Here is a 15,300-nt window from a genome sequence, read left to right as displayed (position 1 = left end):
TTGGTACGCGGGGCTGCAGTCACTTGAAAAATAGACTGCAGTCACCAGTTTTCTCATGCGGCCATCGGTCTCGAGGGTCGCTAGAATGAATTTCATGGCAACAAAACCACCTTCTCCCCCCACCGCGCTGCCCATCTCCCGGCCTGCGCGGGATGACGGCGGTTCAGTCGTGCTTGAACGACGTACCCAGAAAACCAAGCCTCCGCAGATGTACCAGGTGGTGATGCTCAACGATGACTACACCCCCATGGAGTTTGTCATCGTGGTTCTGCAGGAGTTTTTCAGCAAAGACCGCGAGCAGGCCACCCAAATCATGTTGAAGATCCATCTGGATGGCAAAGGCGTTTGCGGGGTCTACTCCCGCGACATTGCTGCCACCAAGGTGGAACAGGTGCTCGATGCCGCAGCCAAGGCGGGGCACCCCCTCCAATGTGTCAGTGAACCTGTTGAATAACAGGTCTTTGATCCCGATCTACAGTCATCCCTTCCACGCAAGCACAAAGGAGTTCATATGATTGCCCAGGAACTGGAAGTCAGCTTGCACATGGCCTTTGTTGAGGCCCGCCAGCAGCGCCACGAGTTCATCACCGTGGAGCATCTGTTGCTTGCACTGCTTGATAACCCCAGCGCAGCCGAAGTGCTGCGCGCGTGTTCGGCCAACATCGACGACCTTCGGTCCTCGCTGGCCAATTTCATCAAAGACAATACCCCTCAGGTGGCTGGCACCGACGAGGTGGACACCCAGCCCACGCTGGGCTTCCAGCGCGTCATCCAGCGCGCCATCATGCACGTGCAGTCCACGGGCAATGGCAAGAAGGAAGTCACCGGCGCCAACGTGCTCGTCGCCATCTTTGGCGAGAAAGACTCGCACGCGGTGTACTACCTGCACCAGCAGGGCGTTACCCGCCTCGATGTGGTGAATTTCATCGCCCACGGCATTAAGAAGGGTGAGCCGCCAGAGCCCACCAAGACTGACGGCCCCGCAGAAAGCGAAGAGGGTGGTGGTGAGCGCAACGAGAAGGCGTCGCCTCTGGAGCAGTACACCCAAAACCTGAACCAGGCTGCCAAGGACGGCAAGATCGACCCGCTGATCGGGCGCCACTACGAAGTGGAGCGCACGATCCAGATCCTGTGCCGTCGCCGCAAAAACAACCCGCTGCTGGTGGGTGAGGCTGGCGTCGGTAAGACCGCGATTGCCGAGGGCCTGGCATGGCGCATCACGCAAAACGATGTACCCGAGATCCTGGCCGAGGCCACGGTGTACTCGCTCGACATGGGCGCACTGCTGGCGGGCACCAAGTACCGCGGTGATTTCGAGCAGCGCCTCAAGGGTGTCCTCAAGTCCTTGAAGGACAAGCCAAACGCCATCCTTTTCATCGACGAGATCCACACGCTCATCGGTGCGGGTGCCGCATCGGGTGGCACGTTGGACGCGTCCAACCTGCTCAAGCCGGCGCTGTCCAGCGGCCAGCTGAAGTGCATCGGCGCGACCACTTTCACGGAATACCGCGGCATCTTCGAAAAGGACGCGGCCCTGTCCCGCCGCTTCCAGAAGGTGGATGTGGTGGAACCGACCGTGGCAGAGACGGTGGACATCCTCAAAGGGCTCAAGAGCCGCTTCGAGGAGCACCACAGCGTGAAGTACGCTGCAGCCGCCCTGCAAGCAGCGGCGGAGCTGAGCGCCAAGTACATCAACGACCGTCATTTGCCCGACAAGGCCATCGACGTGATCGATGAGGCAGGCGCAGCGCAGCGCATTCTCGTGCCCAGCAAGCGCAAGAAGACCATTGGCAAGGCCGAGATCGAAGAGATCGTCGCGAAGATCGCTCGCATTCCGCCCGCCAATGTGTCCAATGACGACCGCGGCAAGCTGCAGACGCTGGAACGCGATCTCAAGAGCGTGGTGTTTGGTCAGGACAAGGCTCTGGAAGTGCTGGCCTCCGCGGTCAAGATGGCACGCTCCGGCCTGGGCAAGGGGGATAAGCCGATCGGTTCCTTCCTGTTCAGCGGCCCCACCGGCGTCGGCAAGACCGAAGCGGCCAAGCAACTAGCCTACATCATGGGCATCGAGCTGATCCGCTTCGACATGTCCGAGTACATGGAGCGCCATGCCGTGAGCCGCCTGATTGGTGCGCCTCCCGGCTACGTTGGCTTCGACCAGGGTGGTTTGCTGACCGAGGCCATCACCAAGAAGCCGCACGCCGTGCTGCTGCTGGACGAAATCGAGAAGGCCCACCCGGACATCTTCAACGTGCTCCTGCAGGTCATGGACCATGGCACATTGACGGACAACAACGGCCGCAAAGCCGACTTCCGCAACGTGCTCATCATCATGACGACCAACGCGGGCGCAGAGACGATGAACAAGGCCACCATCGGCTTCACCAATCCGCGCCAGGCGGGTGACGAAATGGGTGACATCAAGCGCCTGTTCACGCCCGAGTTCCGCAACCGGCTGGATGCCATCGTCAACTTCAAGGCGCTGGACGAGCAGATCATTCTGCGTGTGGTTGACAAGTTCCTGCTGCAGCTGGAAACCCAGCTGGCCGAGAAAAAGGTGGAAGTCACCTTCACCGACGCCTTGCGCAAGCACTTGGCCAAGAAGGGCTTCGATCCGCTCATGGGTGCACGTCCCATGCAGCGCCTCATCCAGGACACCATTCGCCGTGCCCTGGCTGACGAGCTGCTGTTTGGTCGCTTGACGGAAGGTGGCCGCCTGACGGTGGACATTGACGTCAAGACCGATGACAAAGGTGTGGAGACTTCTGAGGTGCGCTTGGACATTCAGCCACTGCCCAAGAAAGAGCGCTCAGCCAAATCAGAGCCTGCGGAGCCTGAAGAGGCAACGACCGATTGATGGAGGGGCGAAAGCCCTGGCGCCCCTCTGGGGCGCTCCCCGTTGCTGAAAAGCCGGCCCTTGTGGCCGGCTTTTTCTTTGGCGATGTGCCACGGGCCTGGGGCGTAGGCAGACGGGGGCGAGCTGTGCGTGTGGCCATGCAGTGTTCTGGTTTCCGAACAGGGCCGAGGCAGATGTTCGAAATACCGAACGCAGTGCGTGGGATGGGCACTGATGACGCTCGGTAAATCAATGACTTAGAGCGCAGTGCATCAGCGCGCAGGCTTGGCACGTTGCGTGCAATGACAGCGGCAAGCCGCGCAATAGCCGGCCCAACGTTCTTTGGAGACGAGCCATGCAACAACTCACGGTGGTCAACGCGCTGATCTGGACCTGGGCGCAAGTCCCGCTAGTGCAGTGCCATTGCACCTGCAGCCCGGAGCCCCGGTGCAGCGCCAATCGTGTGGAGCGTTGCTGAGCGCTACCCGGTGACCCTGGTCTGTGCACGGTGTCTCATGGGGCGCAGAGACCTGGGTTTTCTTTACTCATCCATCACACATCGCATGAAACTCAATCGCTTGACCACCCTGGTCATCCTGGCCATGGTTCTGGGGGTACTGGTCGGCTATGCCTGCCACGCCTGGGCGCCGACACCCGAAGCCGCCAAGGAAATCGCGGGTTACTTTGGCCTGCTGACGGATATCTTCTTGCGCATGATCAAAATGATCATCGCGCCCCTGGTGTTTGCGACCTTGGCTGCGGGTATGTCCACCATGGGCGATTCGCGCACCGTAGGGCGTATCGGCACGCGGGCGCTGGCTTGGTTCATGGGCGCTTCGCTGATCTCGCTGACGCTGGGCCTGCTGATTGCCAACCTCACCCAGCCCGGCAGTTCCATGTCGATTCCGCTGCCAGAGGCGGGCACCGCCACGCAGCTCAAGACCGGAGCGCTGAACCTGCGCGATTTCATCACCCAGGTGTTTCCGAAGAGCATCGTGGAGTCGATGGCCAACAACGCCATCTTGCAGATCCTGGTGTTCTCGCTGTTCTTCGGCATGGCCCTGGGTCACTTGCACAACCAGGCTGCGCGCACGCTGGTCGCCACGCTGGACGAGGTGGTCCATGTGATGCTCAAGGTCACCGACTACGTGATGCGCTTTGCACCTGTGGGCGTGTTCGGCGCAGTGGCCGGTGCCATCACCACGCAAGGCCTGGGGATGCTGGGTGTTTTTGGTAAGTTCATGCTCAGCTTCTACCTGGCGCTGGCGGCGCTGTGGCTGGTGCTGGTGTTTGCGGGTTATGTGGTGCTGGGCCGCGATGTGTTTCGCCTGCTCAAGCTCATCCGCACGCCCATGCTGATTGGCTTTTCCACGGCCAGCAGCGAGTCTGTGTATCCCAAGCTGATGGAACAGCTGGAGAAGTTTGGTGTTCGGCCCAAGGTGACGGGCTTTGTATTGCCCCTGGGTTATTCGTTCAACCTCGACGGCTCGATGATCTACACCACCTTCGCGGCAATTTTCATCGCCCAGGCCTATGGCATTGACATGCCGCTGTCGGCGCAGATCACCATGCTGCTGGTACTGATGGTGTCCAGCAAAGGGATTGCGGGCGTGCCGCGCGCTTCGCTCGTCGTGGTGGCGGCGGTGTTGCCCATGTTCAACCTGCCAGAGGCCGGTGTGTTGCTGATCTTGGGTATTGACCACTTCCTGGACATGGGCCGTACCCTGACCAACGTGATGGGCAACGCCATTGCCACCGCCGTGGTGGCCAAGTGGGAGGGGGCCATCGATCCCGTGCCAGATGCCTTGGCCGAGCGTGAGGAGATGATTCCCGCCCCAGGGGATGACGAGGCAGCGCGGGCCACGGCCTGAGCTTCACTGTGCGCAGTGCGTTCATCACTGCACACCAAGGCTGGCGTTGGCCAGCCTTTTTTCATCCCGCCGTCACCCTGCGGCCCATTCCAGAGGCACTGCGTGACGGGTGGCCGTCTTTCATCGCACTGCTACCATCGCCCACCTGACTTCTGACATGCCTTTGCGCCGATCCCTGCGTCACTTGATGGTTTTGTTGCTGCTGTGCGGGGTGCTGCTCAGCGGCTGGCTGGCCTATGTGGTGGCATTGCGTGTGGGGCAGGCGCAGATTCAGGCCACGGGGCTGCACCGGCTGGAGCTGTACACCGCCAGCTTGCAGCGTGAGATCAGCAAATACGCCTTTCTTCCTGGCACGCTGGACCTGGAAAAAGAGGTGCTGGCCCTGCTTGCGCCCGATGCCTCCGCCGCGCAGGCCGAGGAAGTCAGCGCCTATCTCGAACAGCTGAATGAGCGCGCAGGCACGCTGTCCATCTACGTCATCAACCTGGATGGCCGGGTGGTGGCCACCAGCAACTGGCGGCGGCCTGACAGCTTCATGGGCGAGGACCTGCAGTTCCGCCCCTACTTTCGCGATGCACTCAGCAGTGGCACCGGGCGCCTGTTTGGCATCGGCACCACGCGCGGAGAGCCTGGCTACTACCTGGCATCTGCGCTGCTCGACGGCAACCGCACCGTGGGTGTGGCGGTCACCAAGGTCAGCCTTGACCAGCTGGAGCAATCGTGGTCCACCGTTGAGGCCCCGGTCATCGTGACCGACGAGAACGGCGTGGTGATTCTGGGCTCGGTGCCCGACTGGAAATTCACGGCGCTGCGCCCGCTGGATGAGAACACGCGCAAGGCGTTTGACCAAACCCTGCAGTACAACCGCCGTGCCCTCTCGCCCCTGGGCATCAAGGTGCTGAGCGATCTGGACCAGGGCGCGCGCGTGGTGCGCGTGGCGCGTGAGGGCACCGAGATGGCATCGGTGTACCCGGTCACTGGCCGGTTCCTGACCCAGGCGCGTGCCTTGCCGGGCACACCGTGGACGATCACCGTGTTCTCGCACATGGCGCGGGCCGACGAGGCGGCCCAGAGTTACGCCCTGATTGCCAGCACGGGCACGGCCTTCTTGGCGCTGCTCGGTTTCATGCTCAACCAGCGGCGCCGCCACCAGCGCGATCGCGTGCGTGACCGGCTGGCCGCACGCGAGGCGCTGCAGGCCGCGCACGATGAGCTGGAGCGCAAGGTGCAGCAGCGCACGTCCGACTTGCAACAAACCAACGAACGCCTGCAGCAGGAAGTGCAAGAGCGCATCCGCGCAGAAGCCACTCTCCGAGCCGCACAGAACGAGCTGGTGCAGGCGGGCAAGCTGGCGGTGATTGGGCAGCTCTCCACCGGCGTGGCCCATGAACTGAACCAGCCCCTGACGGCGCTGCGTACTTTGTCGGGCAACAGCCTGCGGTTTCTGGAGCGGGGCGACCTGGCCACCGTGCAGATCAACCTCGAACGCATTGCCCAGCTGGCTGACCGCATGGGCCTCATCACGGGCGAATTGCGTGCGTTTGCGCGCAAGTCTTCCGGCGAGCCGGGTGCCGTGCCGGTGCGCGCAGCCCTTGGCAATGCCCTTGCGGTGCTGGAATCACGAATCCAGCAATCCAGCGCCCAGGTCGAAGTTCAGGTGGCTGAACCCGAACCCATAGCCTGGTGCGACGGCAACCGTCTGGAGCAAGTGCTTGTCAACCTGATCAACAACGCGCTTGATGCCATGGCGGGCGCGCCCACGCCGTGCGTGCAGGTGCGTTGCGAGTTGCTCCATGGCCAGGTGCATGTGCAGGTGCGTGACCATGGGCCAGGGCTGTCTGAAGAGGCGATTGCCCATTTGTTTGAGCCGTTCTTCACAACCAAGAGCTCAGGTGACGGCCTGGGCCTGGGCCTGGCCTTGTCGGCCGGTATCGTGCGCGAATCGGGCGGCACGCTCGGCGGTGCCAACCACCCTGGCGGTGGTGCCGTGTTCCATCTCACCCTGCCTGCGGCACAGCCGGGCCAGCCACAACCATCATGACCGATGACCTCAAGGTGCTGATCGTCGAAGACGATCCCGACATTGTTCTGGGTTGCGAGCAGGCCTTGCAGCTCGAAGGCATTGCCATCGAAAGCGCCCCCAGCGCAGAGAAGGCGCGTGCGCGGCTGGGGCGTGATTTTCGGGGTGTGGTGGTTAGCGACATTCGCTTGCCGCAAATGGATGGCATGGCTTTTCTCCAAGAAATCATGCGCACCGACCCCGAGCTGCCGGTGGTGCTGATCACGGGCCACGGCGACATCTCCATGGCCGTGCAGGCCATGAAGGATGGCGCACACGACTTCATCCAGAAGCCCTTCACGCCAGAGCAGCTGGTGAGCGCGGTGCGCCGTGCGCTGGACAAGCGCCGCCTGGTGCTGGAAGTGCGTGATTTGCGCAGCCAGCTGGCGCAGCGCGACGCCATTGAGCGGCTGGTGATGGGCCGCGCGCCCAACATGCGGCAACTGCGCGAAGTGCTCTCGGGGCTGGCTGCCAGCTCGGTGGATGTGCTGATCCACGGCGAGACCGGCACCGGCAAGGAGCTGGTGGCCCGCTGCCTGCACGAAGCCAGCCCACGCAGCAAGGGCCACTTTGTGGCCATCAACTGCGGCGGGCTGCCCGACACGCTTTTCGACAGCGAAATGTTTGGCAACGAAGCCGGGGCCTTCACCGGCGCGGGCAAGCGGCGCATTGGCAAGCTGGAACATGCCAGCGGTGGCACGCTGTTCCTCGATGAAATCGAGAGCATGCCCATGGCCATGCAGATCAAGCTGCTGCGCGTGCTCCAAGAGCGTGTGCTCGAACGCCTGGGCTCCAACACCCTCATTCCCATCGACTGCCGCGTGGTGGCCGCCACCAAGGTGGATTTGCTGGACCTGTGCAAACAAGGCAAGTTTCGCGAAGACCTGTACTACCGCCTGAGCATCGCCACGGTGGATCTGCCGCCGCTGCGCGAGCGGCGTGAAGACGTACCGTTGCTCTTCGAGCACTTTCTGATGCTGAGCGCGGCGCGCCACCAGCTGCCCGTGCCCGAGCTGGCCCCCGGCCAGCTACAGCAACTGCTGGGCTACCACTGGCCCGGCAATGTGCGTGAACTGCGCAACGTGGCCGAGCGGGCGGTGCTGGGCATTGCCGCCAGCGCTGCGCCATTTGCCGCGAAGGCGGGCGAGGGCACAGAACCCGCGCCCGTGCAGGCCCTGGCTGCCGCGGTGGATGCTTTTGAGCGCACCTTGATTGCCGAGGCCTTGCGCCAGCACGGCGGCAACCTCACCCGCACGGCCGAGGCCTTGCGGGTACCCAAGACCACACTGCACGACAAGGTCCGCAGGCATGGCCTGGGCTCTTGACCTCAGCGGCTGCGTGCAAGCGCCGCTATGGGGTGGTGCCTGCAGCCGCCAGCGAGCGCAGCAACTCCAGCGTGGGATAGCCATCGGCCACCAGCCCCTGGCTTTGCTGGTACTTGCGCAGCCCGGCGCGTGTGGCGGGGCCCAGAACACCGTCAGGGGTGCCCGTGTCAAAGCCCTTGGCGTTCAGCGCCGTTTGCAGTTGCCGCGTTTGCTCGCGCGACAGGGGTTGCAGGTCGCGCGGCCATTCAGCCACCACGCCAGGGCCGCCGCTCAGGCGTTGCGACAGCAGCGCCACGGCCAGTGCGTAGTTGGTGGAATTGTTGTAGCGCAGGATGGTGCGGAAGTTCTTCCCCACCAAAAATGCAGGGCCCCTTGCACCGGCGGGCGCCAGGATGGAGGCAGAGGCCAGGTCGGGCAGGGCGTTGCCGTCCATGGCGCGCACCCCTTCAGCAGCCCACTGGGCAGTGCTTTGCCGCACGTTCAACTCGGCCCTGGCGTGGTCAAAGCCCGGTGGCAGCTGCACTTCAGTGCCCCAGGTTTCACCGGGCACCCAGCCTTCTCGCACCAGAAAATGCGCGGTCGATGCCGCCACGTCGGGGATGCTGCCCCAGATGTCGCGGCGCCCGTCGCCATCGGCATCTACCGCGTAGGCCTGGAACACGGTGGGAATGAACTGCGTGTGCCCCATGGCCCCGGCCCAGGAGCCGATCATGGCTTCTGCCGCAATGTCGCCCCGGTCAATGATGCGCAGCGCTGCCAGTAGTTGAGAGCGCGCCCAGTCGTGCCGTCGCCCCTCATAGGCCAACGTGGCTAGGGCGTCCACGGTTTTGAAGGTGCCGAAGTTGCTTCCGTAGTTGCTCTCGATGCCCCAGATGGCGGTGACCACGCTGGCGGGCACGCCGTAGCGCTCCGCGGCAGCCTGCAGTGGGGTGCTGTGTTGCTCCAGCTTGGCAAGGCCCTGGCTGACCCGCAGGGGTGACACGGCGCTGTCCAGATACGCCCAGGGCGTGCGTGTGAATTCGGGCTGTGAGCGGTCCAGCTCGATGACGCGGGGCTGCCATTGGGCCTGGGCCAGCACGTTGCGCACCGTGTCGGGGCGAATGCCCTCGGCCAGCGCCTGCGCGACAAAGGCATTGCGCCATTGAACAAAGCCTTCTTCATGCCCGTCCGCCGCTGCGGGGGCTGCGAGCACGGCCTGGGCTGGGGGCGGAACGGCAGGCGCAGCAGGCGCAGCGGGCGGCTGGGCTGCGGGTGTGCCTGCGCCTGGCGCCGTGGCGCAGCCGCCCAAAGCCAGGGCGCAGGCCAGTGCCAGTGCAGATACCTTGGCCGTGAGTTGGGCTGGAGAGCGGCGGCAGAGCAGGGGGGGGGTGGGGTGAAAGTGACGCATGCCCCATTGTCCCGCCTCGCCGGTGCGCCCCTGTGTCAGTTGGCATAAGAGCGGCTAACAAAACTCTTCTGGCGTCGTTGCTGTGTCTTGTCGTACCACTCGTACTGCCGACGACACAGCGCCTAGCCAGAACCGCTTCGCTGAGTTTTGTTAGCCGCTCTAACAGGCTGCTGAAATACTCCCCGCCGCAGCCCAGCCCACCTCCCCGCTTTTGACGGAACCGCCTGATTTTTCAGCAGTCTGGGCCTGTTTTGCTCGTTTTTGAGCCCTTTTCTTCGCCCTTTACACCCCGCTGGCACCCTGCAGACGCACCTGTCCCAAGGTGCGCATGCGCGTGAGGTTGTACGCAGCCATGTTCAGCACAAACAACTGGTCGACCTTTTGCAGTCCGCGCACCATCACTTGCCGGATGCTGCCGATCATCTTGGCCCAGCCAAAGCCTTGTTCGATCAGCTTTCTCTTTTGCTGGGAGATGGCGTAGCCTTCGCTGTTTGCAATCGCGTCAGGAACTGCCGACTGGCGCCCCGACTTGTTCTGCGCTACATGGGGCAGCACGTTCATCTCTTGCAGCGCGTCGATGAACTCCCTGGCGTCGTAACCCTTGTCTGCGCCCAGCGTGATCGTGATGGGGTCATCGCCGGGCAGTGCCTGTCGCGCATCGTTGATCATGGCCTTGGCCGCTTCGCGCTCTGCATATCCGTCGGCCTGTGTGACCACGGCGCTGACCACCAGCCCGTGGCGGTTGTCGGTGAGTGTGTGGCCCATGAAGCGCAACTCACTGGCCGTCTTGCCCTTGCGGTACAGCCTTGCATCCGCGTCCGTTGTGGACTCGTGGGTGTCGTTGCTGCGCTTTTGGTCTTTGAAGTTCCCCGCGTCGGTATCGTCGTCGCCCTGGCGGTCTTTGCGCACAAAACTCTTGTGGCCCGCCCAGGCCTGGATCAGGGTGCCATCCACGCTGAAGTGCTCGCCCGAGAGCAGTTCCTGCTCCTGGGCTTGTTGCACGATCTGATTGAAGAACTCGATGACCGCATCGTGCTCGATCAGGCGTTCGCGGTTCTTGCTGAAGACGGTGGGCACCCAAACGGCATCGTCCATGGCCAGGCCAATGAACCAGCGAAACAGAAGGTTGTACTGGGTCTGCTCCATGAGCTGGCGCTCCGAGCGCACGCTGTAGAGCACCTGGATGAGCATGGCGCGCAGCAGCTTCTCGGGGGCAATGCTGGGGCGCCCGCCCTTGATGTCGGCCGCATACATCTGGGCAAACAGATCGTCCATCTTCTGCAGGGCCTTGTTGACCATGATGCGGATCACCCGCAGGGGGTGATCAAGGGGCACGAAGTCATCGAGATGGCGCATCGTGAACAGGCTCTCGGTGAAGGTGTCGGCTCCGCGCATGGATGGCTCGTCTGTCTGGTCAGTGGGGGGCTTGATTGTCGCGGCTGGGCGGCTGTCGCGGACTGTCGGTGGGGAGTATTTCAGCAGCCTGCTAAGCAAATTGCTATCTATTTGGTAGCTGCTCGCGCTTGCCCAATAAGCGCTGCGTGCCAAAATGGCTGTAAACCCGGTTACAGTTGACGCTTTTCGCGGGCCCGCCACTGGCTTTGGGGGGCTTTCTCCATCGCGCTGGTTTCCAGGCGGAAGTTTTCCCACCGAGCACCATGGCCTCTCACACCTTTCTCTGGCACGACTACGAAACCTTTGGTGCCAACACGCGGCTGGATCGCCCGGCGCAGTTTGCCGCCATCCGCACCGATGCCGAGCTCAACGAGATCGGTGAGCCGCTGATGATCTACTGCCGGCCCGCCAACGACTATCTGCCCGACCCGCAGTCGTGCCTCATCACCGGCATCACCCCCCAGCTGTGCCTGGAAAAAGGCCTGCCCGAGCGCGAGTTTGCCAACCGCATCGAGGCCGAGTTTGCCCAGCCCGGCACCATTGGCGTGGGCTACAACACCATCCGGTTTGACGACGAGATCACGCGCTTCATGTTCTGGCGCAATCTCATCGACCCCTATGCGCGCGAATGGCAGAACCAGTGCGGCCGGTGGGACTTGCTGGACGTGGTGCGCATGACGTATGCGCTGCGGCCCGACGGCATCACCTGGCCGAAAAAGGAAGATGGCTCGCCCAGTTTCAAGCTGGAACACCTCTCCAAAGCCAACGGCCTGGTGCACGAGGCCGCGCACGATGCGCTGTCGGACGTGCGCGCCACCATTGCGCTGGCGCGGCTCATTCGCCAGCACAACCCCAAGCTGTTTGACTTTGCCCTGGCGCTGCACAAGAAAGACCGCGTGGCGGCCGAGTTGCGCCTGCCCGCCACGGCGCTCACGGCGCGGCCTTTTCTGCATGTGTCGGGCATGTTCCCGGCAGAGCGGGGCTGCCTGGCGGTGATGTGGCCGCTGGCCAGCCACCCCACCAACAAGAACGAGCTGATTGCCTGGGACCTGGCGCATGACCCGCGCGAGCTGGCGACCTTGAATGTGGACGACATTCGCCTGCGCTTGTTCACCCGCGCGGCAGACCTGCCCGAGGGCGTGGCGCGCCTGCCCATCAAGACCATCCACCTCAACAAATCCCCCATGGTGGTGGGCAATGTGAACACCCTCACGCCTGCACTGGCGCAGCGCTGGGGGATTGATCTGGCCCAGGCCGTAGCGCATGCCGAAGTGGCACGCAGCCTGCCGGACATGAGCGGCATCTGGCCCACTGTGTTCGCCCGGCCGCAAGAGCCTGCGCCCGATGTGGACCAAGACCTGTACGGCGGCTTTGTGGGCAACAACGACCGGCACCACCTGAACGACTTGCGCACCATGAGTGGCGCCAGGCTGGCCACCGCCCGCACGGGGTTTGACGACCCGCGACTGACGGAGCTGGTGTGGCGCTACCGGGCCCGTAACTTCCCGGAAACCCTCACGCCCGAAGAGCAGGAACGCTGGGAAGCCCACCGCGCTGCCTGCCTGTTTGACGGGCAGGGTGGGGCGCGCACGGTGGAGCAGCTGTTTGCGCAGATCGACGAGATCTCTGAAACCGCTGACGACGAGCGTACGCAGGACATTTTGGGCGCGCTGTACGATTACGCCGAACACATCGCGCCCGAGCGCTGATCCGGCGCACCGCCCCGGCCATCCCAGCGCGCTGAACACCTTTTTCTCTTTTTCCAGTTTTCGCATTCGCCACCATGAGCACCAAGCCTGCCGTTGATTTCACGACCCAGATCGTCCACGCCGACCGCTGGGGCAGGGCCGAAAAGGGCGCCATCCACCAAGCCATCCATTCGTCCGTGCAGTACGGCTACGACCAGGTGGAAGACTTGATCGCCGTCTTCCAGGGCACGGCCAAGGGCGGCTACAACTATGCGCGCCAGGGCACGCCCACCACGGCGGCACTAGAGGCCAAGATCACGCAGATGGAAGGCGGCACCGGCTCCATCGTCTTTTCTACCGGCATGGCCGCGCTGTGCGCCATGTTCTTCACGCTGCTGAAGGCGGGCGATCACCTGGTGGCCAGCAAGTTCGTTTTTGGCAACACCAACAGCGTGTTTGGCACGCTGGCTGACCTGGGCGTGCAGGTGACCACGGTGGACGCCACTGGCGCAGCCCAGGTACAAGCGGCCGTGCGCCCCAACACCCGCATGGTGTTCGTCGAAACCATTGCCAACCCCGGCACGCAAGTGCCCGACCTGGAAGGCATTGGCGCCCTGTGCCGCGACAAGGGGCTGCTGTACGTGGTGGACAACACCGTGGCATCGCCCTACCTGTTCCGCCCGGCCACGGTGGGCGCGGGTCTGGTGATGAATTCGCTGACCAAGAGCATTGGCGGCCACGGCGATGCGCTAGGCGGCGCTATCACCGATACCGGGCTGTTCGACTGGGCCGGTTACCCCAACATTTTCGAGGCCTACCGCAAGGGCGATCCCAAGGGGTGGGGCCTGCAGCAGGTGCGCAAAAAAGGCCTGCGCGACATGGGCGGCACCCTGGCTTCGCACAGCGCCCACCAGATCGCTGTGGGCGCCGAAACCCTGGCCCTGCGCATGGAACGCACCAGCGCCACCGCGCTGGCACTGGCGCTGTGGCTGGAGCAACACCCGGCCGTGGCCAAGGTGCACTACCCACTGCTGCCGTCGCACCCGCAATACGCGCGCGCCCGCAAGCATTTCAAGGCAGGCTCGTGGCTGCTGTCGTTTGAGCTGAAAGACGCGGGCGATTGTTTGCCCCTGTGCAACCGCCTGCGCCTGCCCATCAAGGCCACGGGCCTGGCCGATACCCGCACGCTGATCATCCCTGTGGCCCACACCATTTTCTGGGAAGCGGGCCCCGAGGTGCGCGCCAACATGGGCATTGGCGACAGCATGATCCGCCTGTCGGTGGGCCTGGAAGACGCGCAGGATCTGCTGGCTGATTTTGCACAGGCGCTGGCGGGCTGAGGCGGCCTCGACGTTCACGGCCATGAACGCGCCCTCGGCCTTGCCCCTGCACATTGGCAAATACCAGGTGCAAGCCGAGCTGGGCCGGGGCGCCAGCGGGGTGGTGTACCGGGCGGTAGATGCGTTCAAACGCCGCCAGGTGGCTATCAAACAGTTGCACGCCCACCTGCTGCGCCAGCCCGAGCAGGCTGAGCGCTACCGCAAGCTGCTGCGCAATGAAGTGATGCTCACCGCGCGGCTGCGCCACCCCAACATCGTGCGCTTGCTGGATGCGGACGAACACGCTGCGCAGCCATACCTGGTGCTCGAATACGTGGCCGGGCAGCCGCTGTCGGCGTTTGCCAGTGCAGACACCTTGTTGCCCCTGGCGCAGGTGCTGGACATTGCCTACAAATGCTGCAACGCGCTGGAACACGCCCAGCGCGAAGGGCTGGTGCACCGCGACATCAAGCCCGCCAACGTGCTGCTGTCCGAGCAAGGCGAAGTCAAGCTCACCGACTTTGGCGCTGCCCTGGCGGTGCGCAGTGATGCCACGCAATTGGCAGGGCTGGTGGGCTCGCCCTCGTACATGTCGCCCGAGCAGGTGCAGGAGCAGGACCTGGGCCACCACAGCGACATGTTCTCGCTGGCGGTGGTGGTGTATGAACTGCTGACCGGGCGCCGCCCGTTTGATGGCGACACCGACTTTGCCACCCTGTACCGCATCACGCACGAGGCGCCTACGCCGCCCCGGCTGTTGCGCACCGACTTGCCCGAGCACCTGGACGCCGTGCTGCTGCGCGCGCTGGCCAAGCGGCCGCAAGAGCGGTTTGCCACCTGGGCGGATTTTGCCAGTGCCTTGCTGGCCGTGCAGCACGCGCTGCCCGCCACACGCCCGCAAGATTCCGAAGCCCAGCGCTTTGCACTGCTGCGCGCACTGCCGTTTTTTGCCGACTTCCACGACGTAGCGCTGTGGGAGCTGATGCGCCTGGGCCGCTGGCGCTGGGCGCCCAAAGGCAAGGTGATCTTGCAGGAAGGGTTGGCTGGGGATTCGTTCTACGTGCTGGTGGAAGGCCAGGTCAGTATCACCCGCGAAGGCTGGCACCTGAGCACGCTGGGCCCGGGCGCCACGCTGGGCGAGATGACCTACCTGCAACCCGACAACCGGGTGCGCAGCGCCACGGCGGTGGCGCAGACGGATGCCCTGGTCATCAAGGTGCCGAACCCCGCATTGCGCGAGGCATCTGCCGACCTGCAGTCCCGGTTTGACAAGGCCTTCATCAAGGTGCTGGTGTCACGCCTGGCGGCCACCAGCAAGCAACTGGGGGCGGCGGATTTGGGGTCAGGTGCCGACTGAAGTGCTGGTATTGAGGGTGCTATGTTTTTAATAGCTGGTAGCGCTTGACTATATTGCGCTAGC

General features: G+C 63.7%; 10 protein-coding genes. 8 read left to right on the top strand and 2 right to left on the bottom strand.

Translation table 11 applies throughout. The features are described from left to right. The first annotated feature begins 85 nt into the window (after nucleotides 1-85). From clpS to BDD18_RS15885, 5 genes are all read left to right on the top strand, one after another. Nucleotides 86-454, top strand: a complete 369-nt coding sequence (clpS, locus tag BDD18_RS15905) for an ATP-dependent Clp protease adapter ClpS (protein ID WP_044402094.1) — start codon at nucleotides 86-88, stop codon at nucleotides 452-454. A gap of 57 nt (nucleotides 455-511) precedes the next feature. Continuing rightward, on the top strand, nucleotides 512-2,857 hold the full coding sequence (gene clpA, locus BDD18_RS15900; RefSeq protein WP_142084369.1) for an ATP-dependent Clp protease ATP-binding subunit ClpA: 2,346 nt from the start codon (nucleotides 512-514) through the stop codon (nucleotides 2,855-2,857). A gap of 542 nt (nucleotides 2,858-3,399) precedes the next feature. Further along, nucleotides 3,400-4,707, top strand: a complete 1,308-nt coding sequence (locus BDD18_RS15895) for a dicarboxylate/amino acid:cation symporter (RefSeq protein ID WP_142084367.1) — start codon at nucleotides 3,400-3,402, stop codon at nucleotides 4,705-4,707. A 157-nt stretch (nucleotides 4,708-4,864) separates the two neighbouring features. Then, complete coding sequence (locus BDD18_RS15890) at nucleotides 4,865-6,748, top strand: sensor histidine kinase (protein ID WP_142084365.1); 1,884 nt, start codon at nucleotides 4,865-4,867, stop codon at nucleotides 6,746-6,748. Continuing rightward, nucleotides 6,745-8,091: a sigma-54-dependent transcriptional regulator gene (locus BDD18_RS15885; RefSeq protein WP_142084363.1), complete on the top strand. Its 1,347-nt coding sequence runs from the start codon at nucleotides 6,745-6,747 to the stop codon at nucleotides 8,089-8,091. The genes BDD18_RS15890 and BDD18_RS15885 overlap by 4 nt, the downstream gene beginning before the upstream one ends. Before the next feature lie 25 nt (nucleotides 8,092-8,116). Here the strand turns inward: BDD18_RS15885 and BDD18_RS15880 are convergent, their stop codons facing one another. Continuing rightward, nucleotides 8,117-9,478, bottom strand: coding sequence for a lytic murein transglycosylase (locus BDD18_RS15880; RefSeq protein WP_142084361.1), 1,362 nt, complete (start codon nucleotides 9,476-9,478; stop codon nucleotides 8,117-8,119). A 282-nt stretch (nucleotides 9,479-9,760) separates the two neighbouring features. Further along, nucleotides 9,761-10,873 (bottom strand): IS5 family transposase, encoded by a 1,113-nt coding sequence (locus BDD18_RS15875; RefSeq protein WP_125958936.1) that lies wholly within the window; start codon nucleotides 10,871-10,873, stop codon nucleotides 9,761-9,763. Between the two features lie 263 nt (nucleotides 10,874-11,136). Between BDD18_RS15875 and sbcB the strand changes: the two genes are divergently transcribed. The 3 genes from sbcB (at nucleotide 11,137) to BDD18_RS15860 (ending at nucleotide 15,237) form a co-directional block, all read left to right on the top strand. Then, nucleotides 11,137-12,582: an exodeoxyribonuclease I gene (sbcB, locus tag BDD18_RS15870; protein WP_142084359.1), complete on the top strand. Its 1,446-nt coding sequence runs from the start codon at nucleotides 11,137-11,139 to the stop codon at nucleotides 12,580-12,582. Nucleotides 12,583-12,656: 74 nt separating this feature from the next. Next, a complete protein-coding gene (locus BDD18_RS15865; RefSeq protein ID WP_142084357.1) occupies nucleotides 12,657-13,901 on the top strand; it encodes a cystathionine gamma-synthase family protein in 1,245 nt (414 codons plus the stop codon). 22 nt (nucleotides 13,902-13,923) lie between these two features. After that, complete coding sequence (locus BDD18_RS15860; protein WP_142084356.1) at nucleotides 13,924-15,237, top strand: protein kinase domain-containing protein; 1,314 nt, start codon at nucleotides 13,924-13,926, stop codon at nucleotides 15,235-15,237. Nucleotides 15,238-15,300: the final 63 nt, after the last annotated feature.

This window comes from Acidovorax temperans (assembly GCF_006716905.1).
Lineage (GTDB): Bacteria > Pseudomonadota > Gammaproteobacteria > Burkholderiales > Burkholderiaceae_C > Acidovorax > Acidovorax temperans.
The sequence above is the reverse complement of the archived record's forward strand: the minus strand, read 5'-3'. Positions and strand labels throughout refer to the sequence as shown.